Genomic DNA, 19,482 nt, shown 5'->3' on the forward strand with positions numbered 1-19,482 from the left:
GGACCCGGACGTGTCCACCGCCGACGCGACCGGCACGCACGACGCCGCGGAGTCGCGGCACCCCGCCCCGCCACCGACGGGCGTCAGCCGCGGCGAGCTGGCGATGGTGGTGCTGCTCGGCGCGCTCGGCCTCTACCTCGTCCTCGACGCCGCGAACATCGCCGTCCCCGGCTCGGCGAACACCATCGGCCCGCGGTTCTTCCCCTACCTGGTCGGCGGGGTGGTGCTGGCCACCGCGCTGGCGCTGGGCTTCCGCGTGCTCAAGGGGGACCGCGGGCCCTCCGACGAGAGCGAGGACGTCGACCCCGACGCCCCGACGTCGTGGTCCGCGGTCGGGATCATCGCCGTCGCGTTCCTCGGCCACGCGCTGCTCATCAACGTCATCGGCTGGCCGCTGGCGGTCACGCTGATGTTCGCGCTCGTCGCCTGGGCCCTCGGCGCCCGCGGCATCGTGCGGCCGCTGCTGGCCGGCGGGGTGCTGTCGGTCGTCGTCTGGATCGTGTTCGTCAAGGGCCTCGGCGTCGCGCTGCCCGGCGGCACCCTCCTCGAGCTGGCGACGGGCTGGTTCTGATGGGCGCGCTGGCGGACCTGGCGAGCGGCTTCGCCGACGCGCTCACCCCGGTCAACCTGCTGTTCGCGCTGCTCGGCGTGCTGCTCGGCACCGCCGTCGGCGTGCTCCCGGGCATCGGCCCGGCGATGACGGTCGCGCTGCTGCTGCCGGTCACCTACGCGCTGGAGCCGACGACGGCGTTCATCATGTTCGCCGGCATCTACTACGGCGGCATGTACGGCGGGTCGACGACGTCGATCCTGCTCAACACCCCCGGCGAGTCCAGCTCGATCATGACCGCGCTCGAGGGCAACCGGATGGCCAAGGCCGGCCGCGGCGCCGCGGCGCTGGCCACCGCGGCGATCGGGTCGTTCGTCGCCGGCACGATCGCCACGCTGCTGCTGGCGCTGGTCGCGCCGACCGTCGTCGACCTGGCCATCGGCATCACCCCGGCCGACTACTTCGCCCTCGCCGTCCTGGCCTTCGTCGCGGTGGCCACCGTGCTCGGCGCCTCGCCGCTGCGCGGGCTGGCCTCCCTCGGCGTCGGCCTCTACCTCGGGCTGGTCGGCACCGACGTGCTCACCGGGCAGGAGCGGTTCACCCTCGGCGTCCCGCAGCTGGCCGACGGCATCGACGTCGTCGTGGTGGCGGTCGCGCTGTTCGCCGTCGGGGAGGCGTTGTACGTCGCCTCCCGGCTGCGCCGCGGGCCGGTGCAGGTGATGGCCGCCTCCGGGCCCTGGCTCACCCGCCGCGACCTGCGCCGCTCGGTCGGCCCGTGGCTGCGCGGGACGGCGCTGGGCTTCCCGCTCGGCGCGCTGCCGGCCGGCGGCGCGGAGATCCCGACGTTCCTGTCCTACGCCGCCGAGCGGAAGCTGACCAAGCACCCGGAGGAGTTCGGCCGCGGCGCGATCGAGGGCGTCGCCGGGCCGGAGGCGGCCAACAACGCCGCGGCCGCCGGCGTGCTCGTCCCGCTGCTCACCCTCGGCCTGCCCACCTCGGCCACCGCGGCGATCATCCTGGCCGCCTTCCAGGGCTACGGCATCCAGCCCGGACCGACGCTGCTGTCCACCGAGTCCTCGCTGGTCTGGACGCTGATCGCCGCGCTGCTCGTCGGCAACGTCATGCTGCTGGTGCTCAACCTGCCGCTGGCCCGGGTGTGGGTGCAACTGCTGCGCGTCCCGCGGCCCTACCTCTACGCCGGGATCCTGCTGTTCGCCTCGCTGGGCTGCTACGCGGTCAACGCCGACCCGCTGGACCTGGTCCTGCTGCTGGTCCTCGGCCTGCTGGGCTTCGCGATGCGCCGCTACGGCTGGCCGGTCGCGCCCGCGGTCATCGGGCTGATCCTCGGCCCGGTCGCCGAGACCAACCTCCGGCGCGCGCTGGCGATCAGCAGCGGCGACCTGGGCGTGCTGGTCGAGAGCTGGTTCAGCCGGGTCGTGCTGTTCCTGGCGCTGCTCGCGCTCGTGCTGCCGGTGGTGCTGCGGGCGGTGCGCGGCCGCCGGTCCACGCCGGAGGAGCTGCAGGCGGGGGAGGGGCTGCGGCACCACGAACCCGTGGGCGCCGGCCCGGACCGGGAGGAGGAGCGGTGAGCCGGCAACCGGTGGTCGTCGTCGGGCACGTGCCCACCCCGCGCGGGCAGGCCGCGCTCGAGCACGCGCTGGCCGAGGCGCACCGCCGCGGCGCCCGGCTGGTCGTGGTCAACAGCAGCCGCGGCGACGCGCTGGTCGACGAGGAGTACCTGCAGGGCGCCCCGCTGCGCCGGCTGCAGGACGAGCTCACCGTCTCCGGCCTGCCCGTCGAGCTGCGCCAGCCGATCGGGCGCGACGTCGCCGAGGAGCTCGCCGACGCCGTCTCCGAGACCGGCGCCGACCTGCTGGTCATCGGCCTGCGCCGGCGCAGCGCCGTCGGCAAGCTGCTCATGGGCAGCGCGGCGCAGCGGATCCTGCTCACCGTGGACTGCCCGATCCTCACCGTGAAGGGGCCGCCTGCGGCGACGGCTTGAACGCCGGGCGTCACTGCGCTTATCGTCTGTGTGACGGACGTCACGCCGTCGGACGGCGTGACGGGTCCCCGACCGAGGAGTCGCCCATGAGCGCGCTCACGCCCGACTGCGATCCCGACCTGGCGCACTGCGGTCAGCCCCGGCCCAGTGACGGGATCCGCTCCACGCTGGTGCTCGTCGCGCTCGTGACCGTCGCGGCCCTCGCCGTCACCGGCGAGGCCGTCCCGGGTGCGGTCGCGGTCGTCGCCGGCGGTGTCGGGCTGGTCGCGGCGCTCCTGCTGGGCACCCGCGCCGTCCGCCTGGGCCGGCGCGTCGTCGCGGCGGTGCACCTGCCCGCGCTGCACCGCTCCCGCCCGGCCGGCTGACCCCCCGCGCGGCCCGCCGCGCGGACCGGCAGGCTGACCTCCGACGACGACGTCCGAGGAGGCCAGTCCCATGACCCTGCCCGCCGACCCCACCTTCGTCCCCGCCGCCGACGGCACGCGGCTGGCCGAGCGCCGCTGGACCCCCGACGGCGCGGTGCGCGCGGTCGTGCAGGTCGTGCACGGGCTCTCCGAGCACGCCGGCCGCTACGCCCGCCTGGCCGCCGCGCTCACCGCCCGCGGGTTCGCCGTCGCCGCGCAGGACCAGCGCGGCCACGGCCGGACCGCGGAGTCCACCGGCCCCGGCCGGTTCGGCGACCCTGCCGCCGGACACGCTGCGGGCAGCGACGCCGTCCTCGACGACGTCCGCGAGCTGGGCCGCCGGCTGGCCGCCGACCACCCCGGCGTCCCCTACGTCCTGCTCGGCCACTCGCTCGGCTCGGCGGTGGCGCTGGCCTCGGCCGAGCGGGACGGCGACGGGCTGGCCGGGCTGGTGCTGTCCGGCCCGGTCGGCGTGGCGCCCCACCTCGCCGCGACGGCGCAGCAGCTCGAGGCCGCGGTGGCCGAAGGGGCGGGCGACCAGCCGATGGAGGCCCTCGCCGCCTTCAACGCGCCGTTCGAGCCCGCCCGCACGCCCTACGACTGGCTGACCCGCGACCCCGCCGAGGTCGACGCCTACCTCGCCGACCCGCTGTGCGGCGACGACGTCCCGCCCACCCACCGCTACGGCGCCGGCATGTTCGCCCTCGTCGCCCGCGCCGCGACCCCCGGGGCCGTCGCCGGGCTGCCGGACGGCCTGCCGGTGCTGCTCCTGTGCGGGCAGCGGGACCCCGTCGGCGGCGAGGACGCCGCCCAGGTGACCGCCCTCGCCGGCCTGCTGCGCGACCGCGGCCTGCCCGTGGAGCAGCACGTCTACCCCGACGCCCGCCACGAGGTGTTCAACGAGACCAACCGGGACGAGGTGACCGCCGACCTGCTCGCCTGGCTGGACGCCCGGATCGGCGGCTGACCCCTACCCGTCGCCGCCACCGGCCGAGCGGCCCCGCTCAGGACGGTGGTCGGCCGACGGTCCGGAGTCGTTCGTCCTCGGGCACCGCCCGGGAGCCCGGCGGGCGGCGGAGCGTGCCTCGACGTCCTGCCAGAAGGCGTCGACCCGGGCGTTCCACCGGTCCGGCACCTCCTGGAAGGGCTGGTGGGACTCCTCCTCCAGGACCTCGAAGACGGCGCCGGGGATCGCCTCGGCCACCGCCCGGCCCAGGTGTGGTCGGGCAGTGGGGTCCCTGCCTCCCGCCAGCACCAGCGTCGGCGCGGCGATGCGCGGCAGCCGCTCGGTGCCGTCGTTGTGGGCCCGCGGGGTGTGGATCCACAGGAAGAAGGACTCCAGGAACGACCGCTCGTCCGGGGCGGTGTCGACCAGCCACTCGACGAAGCGCCCCCCACGCGGCGAAGGACGGGTCGAGCGCGGCCCAGGTGCTCTGCAGCACCAGGCTGCGGACCACGTCGGGGTGCCGCAGCGCCAGCTCCTGGCCGATCAGGCTGCCACCCGAGAAACCCGCGACGTGCGCCGACCGGACACCGAGGGCGTGCAGGACACCGGCCGCGTCGTCGGCCATCGCCGCCACGGTCGCGCCCGCCTCCGGCATCGCCGTCCGGCCGGTGCCGCGGTTGTCGACGGCGGTCAGGTGTCAGCGGTCGGCCAGCCCGTCGAGCCGGAACCGCCAGGACTCGACGGTGTCGCCCAGGCCGCCGATCAGCAGGACGTCGGGACCGCGGCCGACCTGCTCGGTCCAGACGTCGAGCCTCCCCACGCGGACGTGCCTGCCCGTCGCCGCGCCCCTCTCAGGGGTGCCACCGCTGCAGGTGCTCGGCGTGCGTCCGCAGGTAGGAGCCGGGCCGGAAGAAGCGGTCGTAGAACTCCAGGTCGAGGTGGTGCGCCTGCACGTAGTTGAGGACGAACACCGTCGGCACGGTGCCGGGGAACTTGCCGAAGGTGTCCAGGACGTACTGGGCCTGCAGCGCCACGCACGCCTTGAACTCCGCGTCGTGGACCTGCGCGCTGCCCCGGAACCCGGGGCTGTCGGTCCACGGGCCCGGCGTGCGGGGGTGGAACGGGCCGCCCTCGCCGAACTTGCGCTCGGCGAACGCCTCGACCGCCGCGGCCATGTCCGCGTGGTGCGGCGGGCAGAACGCCTCGAAGACGCCCGGCAGCCCGGTCGGGTTGGGCACCGCCCAGCGCTCGTCCGAGTCGTAGCGGAAGCCCAGCCCGGGGACGTCGGGGTCCCCTGAGGCCCCGAGCACCGAGAACCGGTCGATCCCGTCGAACATCCACCCGCCCAGCCCCATCGCCTGCAGCACGAGCACCCCGGCGTAGCAGCTGGTGGCCAGCTCGGCGGTGGCCTCGGTCAGCGCGTACTGCTCGGTGAAGGTCAGCGGGAAGGGCGCGTCGACGTCCACCAGGTGGCGGAACCGCTCCAGCCCGGGGATCTCGCGCCCGTTGACGTCGTCGAAGACCGCGTACCCGTTCTGCGTGAAGAAGCAGAGGATCGCCAGCAGGTGCTGGGCGATGTCGGCGACCGGGACGACCAGGAGCGAGCCCGGCACGTTGACGCACCAGGTGTTGTGCCCCTCCAGGTGGGGCTCCTCGCGCGGCAGGTGCAGCCGCCGGTCGGAGAGCTGCCGCACCCGCCCCCGGTGCCGCTCCACCAGCAGCTCGGCGGTGACCTCCTCGGTGGCCGGGTCGACCAGCGCGCCGGCGTCGCGGGTCGGGAAGAAGTACACGCCGGAGTCGTCGGTGAAGAACAGCTCGGCCGTGTGGAAGCCGGCCGCCGACGGGAAGGTGCGTCCGGCCGCGCCACCGGCGTAGTTCGCCGGGTGGGGCGCGTAGCGGGCGTTGCGGGTGATCGAGTGGTGCCAGCCCGTGGTCCCGCCCATGGCGGCGAGCACCAGCATCCGCTCGAGCTCGGTCAGCGGCAGCGGCTCGTGCCGGGACCGGTAGGCGAGCGGGCCGTCCGGGATCTCGTCGCCCAGCGCGAACCGCCGGGAGCGCCGCCCGAACAGGGCCTCGACGAGGGGGAAGCTCGCGAGGTCGGCCAGCGGGTCGGTGAGGGCCGGCGGCACCGACCGGGGCTCCGGGACCGCCGCCGTGCCGGTCCGGGTCGTCGGGTCCTGCGTCGAGCTCATGGGCGCACCCCCCGAGGGGCGGACGACTGACCGCCCGAGGCTGACCCGGTCCCCGGGAGCGGGACAGAGGCGGAGGTCCCCCGGGATCCCACCGGTGTCGTTCCCATCGCCACGTCCACGCCCCGCGGACGGCGGATCGTCGGCCGCGCCACCTACTGTGGGTGCGTGCCCGACCCGTCCACGTACCGCCCGGCGGTCGGCTCCATCCCCGAGTCGCCGGGGGTCTACAAGTTCCGCGACCCCACGGGCCGCGTCGTCTACGTCGGCAAGGCCAAGAGCCTGCGCCAGCGGCTGAACAGCTACTTCGCCGACGTCGCGGGCCTGCACCCGCGCACCCGGCAGATGGTCACGACCGCGGCGAGCGTCGAGTGGACCGTCGTCGGCACCGAGGTCGAGGCCCTCCAGCTCGAGTACAACTGGATCAAGGAGTTCGACCCGCGGTTCAACGTCCGATACCGCGACGACAAGAGCTACCCGTCGCTGGCCGTGACGCTCAACGAGGAGTACCCGCGGCTGCAGGTGATGCGCGGACCGAAGAAGAAGGGCGTCCGCTACTTCGGCCCCTACGCGCACGCCTGGGCCATCCGCGAGACCCTCGACACGCTCACCCGCGTCTTCCCGGCCCGCACCTGCTCCAACGGCGTCTTCAAGCGCGCCGGGCAGATCGGCCGGCCCTGCCTGCTCGGCTACATCGGCAAGTGCGCCGCGCCCTGCGTGGGCCGGGTCAGCGCCGAGGAGCACCGGGCGATCGTCGACGACTTCTGCGACTTCATGGCCGGCCGCACCGACCTCATGGTCAAGCGCCTCGAGCGCGAGATGGCCGAGGCCGCCGAGGCGATGGAGTACGAGAAGGCCGCCCGGCTGCGCGACGACCTCGGCGCGCTGCGGCGGGCGATGGAGAAGCAGGCCGTCGTCCTCGGCGACGGCACCGACGCCGACGTCGTCGCGTTCGCGCAGGACGAGCTCGAGGCCGCCGTCCAGGTCTTCCACGTCCGCGGCGGCCGGGTGCGCGGCCAGCGCGGCTGGATCATCGACAAGGTCGAGGAGGTCACCACCGGCGAGCTGGTGGAGCAGTTCCTCCTGCAGGTCTACGGCGGCGTCGACGAGCAGACCGGGTCGTTCGAGGCGGGCGAGTCGGTGCCCAAGGAGGTGCTCGTCCCCGAGCTGCCCGACGACGCCGACGTCTACGAGGAGCTGCTCAGCGAGCTGCGCGGGTCGAGGGTGTCGCTGCGCGTGCCGCAGCGCGGCGACAAGCGCAGCCTGCTGGAGACCGTCGAGCGCAACGCCAAGGAGGCCTTCGCCCGGCACCGGGTCAAGCGCTCCAGCGACCTCACCGCCCGCTCCCTGGCGCTGGCGGAGCTGCAGGAGGCGCTCGAGCTGCCCGAGGCGCCGCTGCGCATCGAGTGCATCGACATCAGCCACGTGCAGCAGACGAACGTCGTCGCCTCGATGGTGGTGTTCGAGGACGGGCTCGCGAAGAAGTCCGACTACCGGCGCTTCGCCGTGCACGAGGGCACCGACGACACCGCGGCGATGGCCGAGGTGGTCCGCCGCCGCTTCGCCCGGCACCTCAAGGAGGAGGCCGACCGGCGCGACGAGCAGGGCGTCGCCGCGGAGGAGGGCCGGCCGCGCCGGTTCGCCTACCCGCCGAACCTGCTGGTCGTCGACGGTGGGGCCCCGCAGGTGGCCGCGGCGGCGCGGTCGCTGGACGAGCTGGGCATCGTCGACGTCGCCGTCTGCGGGCTGGCCAAGCGGATGGAGGAGGTGTGGCTGCCCGGGGAGAGCGACCCGGTGATCCTGCCGCGCACCTCCGAGGCGCTGTACCTGCTGCAGCGGGTGCGGGACGAGGCCCACCGGTTCGCCATCACCTACCACCGGCAGAAGCGTTCGGTCAGCATGCTGGTCTCCCTGTTGGACGACGTCCCCGGTCTCGGGGAGACGCGGCGGAAGGCGCTGATGAAGCAGTTCGGGTCCCTCAAGCGGTTGCGCGCGGCCACGGTGGAGGAGCTCACGGCCGTCCCCGGCATCGGCCGCCGGACGGCGGAGGCGGTCATGGCCGCCGTCGCCGAGCCCGCCGCCGACCGTCCCGCGGAGGAGGACGCGGCCACGGAGACCGGCACGGAGACCGGCACCGAGACCGTCGCGGAGACCGTCGCGGAGACCGTCGTGGAGAGCACCACGGCACCCAGCGGGCCGGCGGAGCGGGGCACCCCCCGCACCGGGGCCGGGGAGACCGCCGAGGTCGGCCGGGTCGCCTCGTGAGCGCCGGGCAGGACGCGGGGACGGCTCCGGTGCCGTCCCCGGAGGGCCAGCACGGGCCGCACGCCGACGTCCCCGCCGGGCTGGACCCGGCGAGCACCGAGACCCCGCCGGTCGAGGTCGTCGTCGTCACCGGGCTGTCCGGCGCGGGCAAGAACACCGCCGGGCGGGTGCTCGAGGACCTCGGCTGGTACGTCGTGGAGAACCTGCCGCCGGCGCTGCTGCTGCCGATGGTGGAGCTCGGCGCCCGCGGCGACGTGCGCCGCTTCGCCGCCGTCGTCGACGTCCGCAGCCGGGCCTTCTCCAGCGACCTGCAGGAGGCCATCCGGGTGCTCGCCGAGGCCGGCCACCGCCCCCGGGTGGTGTTCGTGCACGCCCGCGACGAGGTGCTGGTGCGCCGCTACGAGTCCAACCGGCGGGAGCACCCGCTGCAGGGCTCCGGGCGCCCCCTCGACGGCATCACCGCCGAGCGGACGCTGCTGACCGGCATCGCCGGCGAGGCCGACCTGTGGGTGGACACCAGCGACCTCAACGTGCACCAGCTGCGCGCCACGCTGGAGAACGCCTTCGCCCGCGAGGGCCGCACGCCGCCGCTGACGGCGACCGTGCTGAGCTTCGGCTTCAAGTACGGGCTGCCGCTGGACGCCGACCTCGTCGTCGACGCCCGGTTCCTGCCCAACCCGCACTGGCTGCCCGAGCTGCGCCCGCACACCGGGCAGGACGCCGACGTCCGCGACTACGTGCTCGGCCAGGCCGACGCCGGGCCGTTCCTCGACCGGTACACCGAGGTCCTGCGGCTGCTCATCCCCGGCTACCGCCGGGAGGGCAAGCGCTACCTGACGCTGGCGGTCGGCTGCACCGGCGGCAAACACCGCAGCGTCGCCATCGCCGAGGAGTTCGCCCGCCGGCTGCGCGCCGAGGGCACCGACGCGGTCGCGCGCCACCGCGACCTGGGCCGCGAGTAGTGGGCACCCCACCCCGGGGCGCCGCGCTGCGGGTCGTCGCCCTCGGCGGCGGCCACGGGCTGGCGGCGGCGCTCGGCGCCTGGCGGCGGATCACGTCCGACCTCACCGCCGTCGTCACGGTGGCCGACGACGGCGGCTCGTCCGGCCGCATCCGCCGGGAGATGCCGGTCCTGCCGCCCGGTGACCTGCGGATGGCGCTGGCCGCGCTGGCGGGTGAGGACCACGGCCGGCAGGAGATGGCCCGGCTGCTGCAGCACCGCCTCGGCGGCACCGGCGTGCTGGCCGGGCACCCCGTCGGCAACCTGCTGCTCACCGGGCTGGTCGAGCTGCACGGCGGCGACACCGTCCGCGCCCTCGACGCGGTCTGCGAGCTGGTCGGCGCGTGCGGCCGGGTGCTGCCGATGGCCGACGTGCCGCTGGACCTCGTCGCCCGGGTGGAGACGGTCGACCCCGACGACCCGGCGCGCACCCGCACCATCCGCGGGCAGGTCGCCATCGCGTCCACCCCGGGGCGGGTGCGCGACATCCTCGTCTCGCCGCCGGACCCGCCGGTGCACCCCGACGTCCTCGAGGCGATCGCCACGGCCGACGTCGTGTCGCTGGGCCCCGGCTCCTGGTACACGTCGGTGCTGCCGCACCTGCTGGTGCCGCGGCTGCGCGCCGCGCTGGCCGCCACCCGCGCGCGGGTGGTCGTCGTCCTCAACCTGGAGCCGCAGCCGGGGGAGACCGACGGCTTCTCGCCGGAGGAGCACCTCCGCGTGCTGCAGGCGCACCTGGGCGGTGTGGCGCTGCACACCGTGGTCGCGGATGCGGAATCGGTTGTTGACCGCTGTGGTCTCCTGTCAGCGGTGCGCGAGTGTGGCGCCGAGCTGGTCCTGGCTCCGGTCGCCGCGCCCGACGGATCACCGCGCCACGACCCCGCGCGGCTGGCGGCCGCGCTGAGCTCGGTGGTCGGGGCGCGGTGAGCGGGAACGGTCCCAGCCGGAGCACCGGGAGCGGGGGAGCCCGGACGGTACGAGGGGGAGAGGTGACGCCGAGGATGGCGCCGCAGCAGAGCAGGGAGTGGTCGTCGTGGCGATGACGGCCATGGTCAAGGACGAGCTGTCGCGGGTGGAGTGCACGCGCACCTCCGAGCGCAAGGCCGAGGTGACGGCGCTGCTGCGCTTCTCCGGCGGCCTGCACATCGTGGGCGGCCGGGTGGTCATCGAGGCCGAGCTGGACACCGGCTCGGTCGCGCGCCGGCTGCGCCGGGACATCAGCGAGGTCTACGGCTACACGAGCGGGGTCAGCGTGCTCGCCGGCGGCAACATCCGCCGCGGCGTGCGCTACCTCGTCCGGATCGCCAAGCACGGCGAGGGCCTGGCCCGCCAGACCGGGCTGGTCGACCAGCGCGGGCGCCCGGTGCGCGGCCTGCCGCCGTCGGTGGTCTCCGGCAGCATCAACGACGCCGAGGCCGCCTGGCGGGGCGCCTTCCTCGCGCACGGCTCGCTCACCGAGCCCGGCCGCTCCTCCTCGCTCGAGGTGACGTGCCCCGGGCCGGAGGCGGCCATGGCCCTGGTCGGCGCGGCCCGCCGGCTGGGCATCGCCGCCAAGGCCCGAGAGGTCCGCGGCGCCGACCGGGTCGTCGTCCGCGACGGCGACGCGATCAGCGCGCTGCTCACCCGCATGGGCGCCCACGACGCGGTCCTGGCCTGGGAGGAGCGGCGGATGCGCCGCGAGGTCCGGGCCACCGCCAACCGGCTGGCCAACTTCGACGACGCCAACCTGCGCCGCTCGGCCCGCGCCGCGGTCGCGGCCAGCGCGCGCGTCGAGCGGGCGCTGGAGATCCTCGCGGACGACGCTCCCGAGCACCTGCTCGTCGCCGGCCGGCTGCGCCTGGAGCACGGCCAGGCGTCGCTGGAGGAGCTCGGCCAGCGCGCCGACCCGCCGATGACCAAGGACGCCGTCGCCGGCCGCATACGGCGTCTCCTGGCGATGGCCGACAAGCGGGCCAAGGACCTCGGCATCCCCGACACGGAGTCGGTGGTCACCGAGGACATGCTGGCCCAGTAGAAGGACCACCCTTCCCCCCACGCCTCGCACGCTCGGCGCGGGACCCTGAAGGGCGGCCGTTCCAGCACGTCACCTGGGGCGCCCTCCGCGCACGCGGGGGGCGCCCCGTCGTCGTCACCCCCGGGGGTGAGTGCCCGGCCGGGCCGCTGTACCCCGCGCCCGGTGCCGCCGATGGCGCGGGGAGAGGCGGCCGTCCGGGCCCGCCCCGGTGCGGAGCGGAGGCGGCATGACCGCGGGGAGCTGGGCCGTCGTCTTCGGCTGTGCCGCGCTGGTCGCCGTCGGCACCGCCGTCCTGGCGTGGCAGCGGCGGCGGCGGACCCCCGCGGCCACCGCGCTCGCGGTCACGATGGCCGGCGTCGCCACCTGGTCGGCCGCCGACGGGGTGGTCTACCTGGCCGGCAGCGAGCCGGTGCAGCGCGTCTACGTCCCGCTGCTCATGGCCGCCGTCGGGCTGGTGGTCGTGGGCACCTGGGTGCTGGCCCGCACCGTCGCCGACCCCTCGTGGCGGCTCTCGCCGCGCGCCGCGGCGCTGCTGGCGGTCGAGCCCGTCCTGCTGGTCCTGACCGGGGCGCTGCCGGCCACCCGCGACCTGGTGATGACCGACATGGTCACCGGCACCGCCGGTGCCGAGTCCCGGGTGACGTTCGGGCCGCTGTTCCTGGCCCACACCGCCTACTCCTACGCGCTGATCGGTGTGGCCTACGCCGTCCTCGCCCGCCGCTGGCTGCGCGTCGCCGGCGTCTTCCGCCGCCAGATCGGCATCCTGCTCGGCTCGGCGTGCCTGTCCACGGTCGGCAACGTGGTCGCCGTCGGCTCCCAGCTCGACGGGCACGGCACCGACGTCACCCCCCTGTTCTTCCTGCTCACCGGGCTGCTCGACTGCTGGGCCATCTTCCGCGGCGGCCTGCTGCGGCTGGTGCCGGTCGCCCGCGAGCAGGTCGTGGAGACCGTCCCCGACGCCGTGCTGGTCGTCGACCCCGACGGGGTCCTCATCGACTGCAACCCCGCCGCCACCCGGATGCTGCGGGAGCTGCGCCCCGAGCTCGACGGCGACCTGGTCGGCCGGCCCCTCCACGACGTCGCCGGCCCCCGCGCGGTCGGCGTGCTGCTCAGCACCGAGCGCCGCGACGGCCACCGCGTCGCCGAGGTCCGGCCCGGCGTGTGGCTCGACGTGCGCGACTCCGCCGTCGCCGACCCCCGCGGCCGCGCGCTGGGCCGCATCCTCGTCGTCCGCGACGTGAGCGAGCAGCAGCGGCGGCAGCTCGCCGTCGAACGGCTCAACCGGCAGCTGGCCGAGCAGGTCGAGGTCATCGAGCGGCTGCGCGCGGTCCTCGCCGAGGAGGCCGTCCGCGACCCGCTCACCGGCCTGCACAACCGCCGGCACCTCGACCGCGCCCTGGAGGCCGACCTGGCCCGCCGGCCGCGCACCGGGCAGCTGTCGCTGCTCGTCGTCGACGTCGACCACTTCAAGGCCGTCAACGACCGCTTCGGCCACGCCTCCGGCGACCGGGTGCTCCTCGGCGTCGCCGGGACGCTCGCCGCCGCCGTCCGCGAGGGCGACACCGCCGCGCGGCTGGGCGGCGAGGAGTTCGTCGTGGTCCTGCCCGGGGCCGGGCGGGAGCAGGCGGTGGCCCGCGCCGAGCAGGTCCGCCGCGAGGTCGCCGCCACCCGCCACCTGCTCGACGGCGAGGACGTCGGCGTCACCGTGAGCGTCGGCGTCGCCGTGTGCCCGGCCGACGGCACCTCGGCGGTCGCGCTGCTCGAGGCCGCCGACCGCGCCCTGTACACCGCCAAGGCGACCGGCCGCGACCGCGTGGTCGCCGCCGAGCCGGCCGCCGGCCCGGTGCTGCCCGTGCCGGCCCCGCCCGGTGACCTCCCGGAGCTCGTGGCCGGGGCCTGACCTCACCCGGACGGGCCCCGCCCCGGTGCCGATAGGGTCGTCGCCGATCGAGGCCGCGCGCCGTGCGGCCGACCGGGGCGACGGGCGTCGCCGGGGACACATGGAGGTCAGTCGTGACCGTACGCGTGGGCATCAACGGGTTCGGCCGGATCGGGCGCAACTTCTGGCGCGCCGCCGCGGCCAGCGGCAAGGACATCGAGATCGTGGCGGTCAACGACCTGACCAGCCCCGAGGTCCTGGCCCACCTGCTCAAGTACGACAGCATCCTGGGGGTGCTGGGCGAGGACGTCGCCGCCTCCGACGGCGGCATCGACATCGCCGGCAAGACCATGCAGGTCCTGTCCGAGCGCGACCCGGCCGCGCTGCCGTGGGGCGACCTCGGCGTCGACGTCGTCGTCGAGTCCACCGGCTTCTTCACCAAGGCCGACGACGCGCGCAAGCACGTGGACAAGGGCGGCGCGAAGAAGGTCGTCATCTCGGCGCCGGCCACCGGCGACGACCTGACCATCGTCATGGGCGTCAACCACGACAAGTACGACGGCACCCAGACGATCATCAGCAACGCGTCCTGCACCACGAACTGCCTGGCCCCGCTGGCCAAGGTGCTCAACGACGCCTTCGGCATCGAGCGCGGCCTGATGACGACGATCCACGCCTACACCGCCGACCAGAACCTGCAGGACGGCCCGCACAAGGACCTGCGCCGCGCCCGCGCCGCCGCGCTCAACATGGTCCCCACCTCGACCGGCGCCGCCAAGGCGATCGGCCTGGTGCTGCCGGAGCTGCAGGGCAAGCTCGACGGCTACGCCGTCCGCGTCCCGGTGCCCACCGGCTCGGCCACCGACCTCACCGTCCAGCTGACCCGCGAGGCCTCGGCCGACGACATCGACGCCGCCTACCGCGAGGCCGCCGAGTCCGGGCCGCTGGCCGGGATCCTCAAGTACACGTCGGCGCCGATCGTCTCCTCCGACATCGTCACCGACCCGGCCTCGTGCATCTACGACGCCAAGCTGACCAAGGTCTTCGGCCCGATGGCCAAGGTCCTCGGCTGGTACGACAACGAGTGGGGCTACTCCAACCGGCTGGTCGACTCCGTCGAGCTCGTCGGCAACTCGCTCTGATGCGGTCCCTCGACGACCTGCTCGCCGAGGGGGTGTCGGGCCGGCGCGTGCTGCTGCGCGCCGACCTGAACGTCCCCCTCGACAAGCAGACCCGGGCCATCACCGACGACGGCCGGATCCGGGCGAGCCTGCCGACGATCGCGGCGCTGCGCGACGCCGGCGCCCGCGTCGTCGTCGCGGCGCACCTGGGCCGGCCCAAGGGCGCGCCCGACCCGCAGTACTCGCTGGCCCCGGTCGCCGCGCGGCTCGGTGAGCTGCTCGGCGCCGAGGTCCCGCTGGCCGCCGACGTCGCCGGCGACGACGCGCGCGCCAGGGCCGACGCGCTCGGCGACGGCGACGTCCTGCTGCTGGAAAACGTCCGCTTCGAGGCCGCCGAGACCAGCAAGGACGACGCCGAGCGTGGCGGGCTGGCCGACCGGCTCGCCGCGCTGGCCGACGTCTACGTCGACGACGCGTTCGGCGCCGTGCACCGCAAGCACGCGTCGGTGTACGACGTCGCGCAGCGGCTGCCGCACGTGGCCGGCCGGCTGGTGGCCACCGAGCTCGACGTGCTGCAGCGGCTGACCACCGACCCCGACCGGCCCTACGTCGTGGTGCTCGGCGGCTCGAAGGTCAGCGACAAGCTCGCCGTCATCGAGGCGCTGCTGCCCAAGGTGGACCGGCTGCTCGTCGGCGGCGGGATGTGCTTCACCTTCCTCGCCGCGCAGGGCCACGGCGTCGGGAAGTCCCTGCTCGAGGCCGACCAGGTCGACACCTGCCGCCGGCTGCTGGCCGAGGCGGGGGAGCGGATCGTGCTGCCGCTCGACGTCGTCGTCGCGCCGGAGTTCAGCGCCGACGTGGACACCGCCGTCGTCGCGGCCGAGCAGATCCCGGACGGGCAGATGGGCCTCGACGTCGGCCCGCGCACCGTCGAGGCGTTCGGCCGCGAGCTGGCCGGCGCCCGCACGGTGTTCTGGAACGGCCCGATGGGCGTGTTCGAGCTGGCGCCCTTCCAGGCCGGCACCCGCGGCGTGGCCGAGGCGGTGGCCGCCGTCGACGGGCTGTCGGTGGTCGGCGGCGGCGACTCCGCGGCCGCGGTCCGCCAGCTCGGCCTCGACGAGGCCGCCTACGGGCACGTCAGCACCGGCGGCGGCGCGTCGCTGGAGTACCTCGAGGGCCGGGAGCTGCCGGGCCTCGCGGTGCTCGCGGACTGAGAGGGGCCGGGGATGGCACGCACGCAGCCGCGCGCCCCGCGCGAGGGCCGCCGCCCGCTGATCGCGGGCAACTGGAAGATGCACATGACGCACCTGGAGGCCATCGGCCTGGTGCAGAAGCTGGTCTTCAGCCTCGAGGAGCGCGAGCTCGACGACGCCGAGGTCGTCGTGCTCCCGCCGTTCACCGCGCTGCGCAGCGTGCAGACGCTGGTCACCGGCGACAAACTGCCGGTCGGCTACGGCGCGCAGGACCTGTCGGCGCACGACTCCGGCGCCTACACCGGCGAGGTCAGCGGCGCGATGCTCGCCGCGCTGGCCTGCGGCTTCGTGGTCGTCGGCCACTCCGAGCGGCGCGCGCTGCACGGCGAGGACGACGCCACGGTGGCCGCCAAGGTGCAGGCCGCGCTGCGGCACGGCCTCACGCCGATCCTGTGCGTGGGCGAGGGCCTCGACGTCCGCCGCGCCGGGCAGCACGTCCCGCACTGCACCGACCAGCTCGACGCCGCGCTCGAGGGGCTCTTCGCCGACCAGGTGCGCGCGGTCGTGCTGGCCTACGAGCCGGTGTGGGCGATCGGCACCGGCGAGGTGGCCACCCCCGAGGACGCCCAGGAGGTGTGCGGCGCACTCCGGTCCCGCCTCGACGGGCGTTTCGGCCCGGAGACGGCCGCGGCGGTCCGTATCCTCTACGGCGGGTCGGTGAAGGCCGCGAACACGGCCGGGATCCTGGCCGGGCCGGACGTCGACGGTGCACTGGTCGGGGGCGCGAGCCTGGACGCCGACGAGTTCGCGCAGATCTGTCGGATCGCCGCAGGCGGCAGCTAGCCCGCGGCCGCACGGGAGCGGGTGGGTGGACAGCACGCTGCAGGGACCCGCCCGCTCCCGGGGCCGCCGCCTGCCCGAGTGGCTGCGCGGCACGCCCGGGCGCGTCCTCGGGCTCGCCCTCGTCGTCCTGCTCGTCGTCGCGGTGGCCGTCAGCTGCAGCGGCGGCAGGGACGGCGACAGCGGCGTCCCGGTGCTCGGCGACGGGCCCGACGCCGGCGTCGACGGCGTCCGCGCGCCCTCGGACGCGACCGGCGGCACGCTGCGCGTGGTCACCAGCGAGGTCGACAGCCTCGACCCGCAGCGCTCCTACCAGCCCGGCGTGTGGAACCTCATGCGGCTCTACACCCGCACGCTGGTCACCTACGCCAGCGAGCCCGGCCGCACCGGCGAGCTGGTCCCCGACCTCGCCACCGACCTCGGCACCACCCCCGACGGCGGCCTGAGCTGGACGTTCACCCTCAAGCAGGGCACCCGGTTCGAGAACGGCCGGGCGATCACCTCCCGCGACGTCAAGTACGGCATCGAGCGGTCCTTCGCCTCCGACGTCGTCGTCGGCGGGCCCACCTACGTCGTGGACCTGCTCGACGACCCCGAGAACCCCTACGCCGGGCCGTACCAGGACGAGACCCCGGGCAAGCTGGGGCTGGCCGCGATCGAGACGCCCGACGACGCCACGATCACCTTCCGGCTGCGCTCGGCCCAGCCCGACTTCCCCTACGTGCTGGCGCTGCCCTCCAGCAGCCCGGTGCCGATCGAGAACGACACCGGCGCCGGCTACGGCAGCGACCCGGTCTCCTCCGGCCCCTACGCGGTCACCACCGTCGACGCCGCGACCGGCATCGTCCTCGACCGCAACCCGCAGTGGGACCCGGCCACCGACGAGGTCCGGACGGCGCTGCCCGACCGCGTCGTCGTCCGCACCGGGCTGTCCACCCTGGAGCGCGACCAGGAGCTGCTCGCGGGCTCGGCCGACGTCGACGTCTCCGGCGCCGGCCTGCACGCGGCCACCGCCGCCCGGCTGGCCGAGGGCGCCGGGGGCGAGGTGCTGCTGACCGACCGGGTCGACGACCTGACCACCGGCGCGGTGCGGCTGCTCGCGCTGCCCACCGACGTCGCGCCGATGAACGACCCGAACTGCCGGGCCGCGGTGGCCGCCGCGATCGACCGCGGCGCCGTCCAGGAGGTCGTCGGCGGCGCGGACAACGCCGTCCGCACCTCGCAGCTGTGGCCGCGGTCCCTGGGCGGCGGGCCGGAGGACCCCGACGCGGGCCCGGACCCCGACGCCGCCCGGGAGGCGCTGGCCGCCTGCGGGCAGCCCGACGGGTTCCGCACGGTGCTCGCCGTGCCCGACGCCCAGGCCAGCGTCGCGGTGGCCGAGCAGGTCGTCGCGCAGCTCGCCGAGGTCGGGATCGAGGCGGAGCTGCGCCCGCTGCCGGCGACCAGCTTCTACGCCACCGACGTGGGCAGCCCGGACAACGTGGCGCGCAACGGCTTCGGCATCGTCCTGGCCACCTGGACCGCCGACTTCCCGACGCCGGGCTCGTTCCTCGTGCCGCTGGTCGACGGCCGCGCGGTGAGCCTGGTCGGCAACACGAACTACGCCCGGCTCACCGACCCGGCGATCTCCGGGCTGGTCGACGCCGCCCGCGCCGCCGCCGACCCGGAGGCCGCGCGTGGCGCCTGGCGGGAGGTCGCGGCGGCGGCCGGCGGGACCGGCGCCTACGTGCCGCTGGTGGAGACGCGGGTGCAGCTCCTGGCCGGGCAGCGGCTGCGCAACGGGCTGGTCATGGAGCCCTACGCGGGGCACGACCTGGCCACCGCGGGCGTGCGCTGACCGGGGTGCCTGCGGGCACCGGTTACGCTGGGGCCATGGTCGAGCTCGTCCTCAACGTGCTGCTGGTCCTCACCAGCGTGCTGCTCGTGGTGCTGATCCTGCTGCACCGGGGCAAGGGCGGTGGCCTGTCCTCGATGTTCGGCGGCGCGGTCTCCTCCCAGCTGTCCGGCTCCTCGGTCGTCGAGAAGAACCTCAACCGGCTCACCGTGTTCACCGGCCTGATCTGGACGGTGTGCATCGTGGCGCTGGGCATCCTGCTCAAGGTCTGAGGACCCCCCTTCCCCCACGCCTCGCCCGCTCGGCGCGGGTCCCTGGAGGGTGGCCGTTCCAGCACGTCACCGTGCTGGGGGCGAAATCGTGACCGAGGAGACACCTCCAGGCCCTAGACTGCCCGCGCGGCGTGGTGACGCGCCGTGACGATCCAGCAGGCAGGTCGGAACGAGGGGGCGCTCGTGGCTGGTGGCAACGCGATCCGGGGGACCCGGGTCGGCGCGGGTCCGATGGGTGAGGCCGAGCGCGGAGAGGCGGCCCCGCGGCACCGCGTCGGCTACTGGTGCAGCTCGGGACACGAGACGCGGGTGGCCTTCGCCACCGACGCGGAGGTCCCCGAGACCTGGGACTGCCCGCGCTGCGGTCTCCCCGCCGGCCAGGACCCGCAGGCGCCCCCGCCGGCGCCGCGGACCGAGCCGTACAAGACGCACCTCGCCTACGTGCGCGAGCGGCGCAGCGACGCCGACGGCGACGCCCTCCTCGAGGAGGCCCTCGCCAAGCTCCGGGCCCGCCGCGGCGCCTAGAGCCCCCGTCTGATCGCCCCGGCGGCGGCCTCGTGGGCCTCCGCTGAGGCGTCCGGCGTGCCGGGCGCCAGCAGCCCGCGGCCGCCGACCAGCGGCCCGCCCTCGCGGTGCGGCGCCAGGTTGACGTGGAAGTGCGGGACGCGGTCGCCGAAGACGTAGGCGTACACCCGGTCCGCGCCCGTCGCGTCCCGCACCGCGCGCGTGCTGCGCGCCAGCACGGGACCGAACGTCGTCGCCTCGTCGCCGTCGAGGTCGGTCACCGACGGGACGTGCCGCCGGGTCTCCAGGTGGCAGAACCCCGGCAGCGCCCCGCGGAGCACGACCGACAGCCGCCACAGGTCGTCCTCCCACACCCGCGTGCGGGAGAAGAACGCGTCGGCCTCCTCGACGTCGCACAGCAGGCACGGTTCGGGGGTCACGGCCGCAGCATCGCGCCGCGGCCCCCGTC

Annotated in this window: 20 protein-coding genes and 1 pseudogene; 16 read left to right on the forward strand and 5 right to left on the reverse strand. The window is 75.5% G+C overall.

Annotated elements, in window-relative coordinates; genetic code table 11:
- Nucleotides 1-10: 10 nt before the first annotated feature.
- From ACI8AR_RS19940 to ACI8AR_RS19960, 5 genes are all read left to right on the forward strand, one after another.
- Entirely contained in the window at nt 11-571 is a 561-nt protein-coding gene (locus ACI8AR_RS19940) for a tripartite tricarboxylate transporter TctB family protein (protein ID WP_457052544.1), read from the forward strand.
- A complete protein-coding gene (locus ACI8AR_RS19945; protein ID WP_457052545.1) occupies nt 571-2,139 on the forward strand; it encodes a tripartite tricarboxylate transporter permease in 1,569 nt (522 codons plus the stop codon). The genes ACI8AR_RS19940 and ACI8AR_RS19945 overlap by 1 nt, the downstream gene beginning before the upstream one ends.
- Nucleotides 2,136-2,552, forward strand: a complete 417-nt coding sequence (locus tag ACI8AR_RS19950; protein WP_457052546.1) for a universal stress protein — start codon at nt 2,136-2,138, stop codon at nt 2,550-2,552. Before ACI8AR_RS19945 ends, ACI8AR_RS19950 begins: the two co-directional genes overlap by 4 nt.
- An 86-nt stretch (nt 2,553-2,638) precedes the next feature.
- Complete coding sequence (locus ACI8AR_RS19955) at nt 2,639-2,917, forward strand: hypothetical protein (protein ID WP_457052547.1); 279 nt, start codon at nt 2,639-2,641, stop codon at nt 2,915-2,917.
- A 70-nt stretch (nt 2,918-2,987) separates the two neighbouring features.
- Complete coding sequence (locus tag ACI8AR_RS19960; RefSeq protein WP_457052548.1) at nt 2,988-3,923, forward strand: alpha/beta fold hydrolase; 936 nt, start codon at nt 2,988-2,990, stop codon at nt 3,921-3,923.
- A gap of 3 nt (nt 3,924-3,926) precedes the next feature.
- On the opposite strand, the gene ACI8AR_RS19965 is transcribed toward ACI8AR_RS19960, so the two are convergent.
- From ACI8AR_RS19965 to ACI8AR_RS19980, 4 genes and pseudogenes are all read right to left on the reverse strand, one after another.
- Nucleotides 3,927-4,160 carry an alpha/beta fold hydrolase gene (locus ACI8AR_RS19965; protein ID WP_457052549.1) on the reverse strand — a complete coding sequence of 78 codons (234 nt, stop codon included), beginning with the start codon at nt 4,158-4,160 and terminating at the stop codon, nt 3,927-3,929.
- 172 nt (nt 4,161-4,332) lie between these two features.
- A pseudogene (locus tag ACI8AR_RS19970) lies at nt 4,333-4,596 on the reverse strand (alpha/beta fold hydrolase); the annotation flags it as partial.
- 3 nt (nt 4,597-4,599) lie between these two features.
- Nucleotides 4,600-4,722, reverse strand: coding sequence for a hypothetical protein (locus ACI8AR_RS19975; protein WP_457052550.1), 123 nt, complete (start codon nt 4,720-4,722; stop codon nt 4,600-4,602).
- Nucleotides 4,723-4,753: 31 nt separating this feature from the next.
- Entirely contained in the window at nt 4,754-6,094 is a 1,341-nt protein-coding gene (locus ACI8AR_RS19980) for a hypothetical protein (RefSeq protein ID WP_457052551.1), read from the reverse strand.
- Between the two features lie 165 nt (nt 6,095-6,259).
- Here ACI8AR_RS19980 and uvrC point away from each other — a divergent pair, with 165 nt between their 5' ends.
- The 11 genes from uvrC to ACI8AR_RS20035 all read left to right on the forward strand — a co-directional run bounded on the left by uvrC (nt 6,260) and on the right by ACI8AR_RS20035 (nt 19,034).
- Nucleotides 6,260-8,356, forward strand: coding sequence for an excinuclease ABC subunit UvrC (gene uvrC, locus ACI8AR_RS19985; RefSeq protein ID WP_457052552.1), 2,097 nt, complete (start codon nt 6,260-6,262; stop codon nt 8,354-8,356).
- Between the two features lie 29 nt (nt 8,357-8,385).
- Complete coding sequence (rapZ, locus tag ACI8AR_RS19990) at nt 8,386-9,318, forward strand: RNase adapter RapZ (protein WP_457052553.1); 933 nt, start codon at nt 8,386-8,388, stop codon at nt 9,316-9,318.
- Nucleotides 9,318-10,283: a gluconeogenesis factor YvcK family protein gene (locus ACI8AR_RS19995; protein ID WP_457052554.1), complete on the forward strand. Its 966-nt coding sequence runs from the start codon at nt 9,318-9,320 to the stop codon at nt 10,281-10,283. The genes rapZ and ACI8AR_RS19995 overlap by 1 nt, the downstream gene beginning before the upstream one ends.
- A 112-nt stretch (nt 10,284-10,395) precedes the next feature.
- Nucleotides 10,396-11,370 (forward strand): DNA-binding protein WhiA, encoded by a 975-nt coding sequence (whiA, locus tag ACI8AR_RS20000; protein WP_204263308.1) that lies wholly within the window; start codon nt 10,396-10,398, stop codon nt 11,368-11,370.
- 226 nt (nt 11,371-11,596) lie between these two features.
- Nucleotides 11,597-13,270 (forward strand): diguanylate cyclase, encoded by a 1,674-nt coding sequence (locus ACI8AR_RS20005; protein WP_457052555.1) that lies wholly within the window; start codon nt 11,597-11,599, stop codon nt 13,268-13,270.
- A 113-nt stretch (nt 13,271-13,383) separates the two neighbouring features.
- Nucleotides 13,384-14,391, forward strand: coding sequence for a type I glyceraldehyde-3-phosphate dehydrogenase (gap, locus tag ACI8AR_RS20010; RefSeq protein ID WP_457052556.1), 1,008 nt, complete (start codon nt 13,384-13,386; stop codon nt 14,389-14,391).
- Nucleotides 14,391-15,584: a phosphoglycerate kinase gene (locus ACI8AR_RS20015; RefSeq protein WP_457052557.1), complete on the forward strand. Its 1,194-nt coding sequence runs from the start codon at nt 14,391-14,393 to the stop codon at nt 15,582-15,584. Before gap ends, ACI8AR_RS20015 begins: the two co-directional genes overlap by 1 nt.
- 12 nt (nt 15,585-15,596) lie before the next feature.
- The gene (gene tpiA / locus ACI8AR_RS20020; protein WP_457052558.1) at nt 15,597-16,406 is read left to right on the forward strand and encodes a triose-phosphate isomerase; all 810 of its coding nucleotides are present in this window, start codon (nt 15,597-15,599) and stop codon (nt 16,404-16,406) included.
- A 25-nt stretch (nt 16,407-16,431) separates the two neighbouring features.
- Nucleotides 16,432-18,240 (forward strand): ABC transporter substrate-binding protein, encoded by a 1,809-nt coding sequence (locus ACI8AR_RS20025; protein ID WP_457052559.1) that lies wholly within the window; start codon nt 16,432-16,434, stop codon nt 18,238-18,240.
- A gap of 35 nt (nt 18,241-18,275) precedes the next feature.
- Nucleotides 18,276-18,509, forward strand: coding sequence for a preprotein translocase subunit SecG (gene secG, locus ACI8AR_RS20030; protein ID WP_387992967.1), 234 nt, complete (start codon nt 18,276-18,278; stop codon nt 18,507-18,509).
- A 183-nt stretch (nt 18,510-18,692) separates the two neighbouring features.
- Complete coding sequence (locus tag ACI8AR_RS20035; protein ID WP_387993047.1) at nt 18,693-19,034, forward strand: RNA polymerase-binding protein RbpA; 342 nt, start codon at nt 18,693-18,695, stop codon at nt 19,032-19,034.
- On the opposite strand, the gene ACI8AR_RS20040 is transcribed toward ACI8AR_RS20035, so the two are convergent.
- Nucleotides 19,031-19,453, reverse strand: a complete 423-nt coding sequence (locus tag ACI8AR_RS20040) for an HIT family protein (RefSeq protein ID WP_457052560.1) — start codon at nt 19,451-19,453, stop codon at nt 19,031-19,033. The two genes, ACI8AR_RS20035 and ACI8AR_RS20040, sit on opposite strands and share 4 nt — an antisense overlap.
- Nucleotides 19,454-19,482: the final 29 nt, after the last annotated feature.

Source organism: Geodermatophilus sp. SYSU D01036 (genome assembly GCF_054050435.1).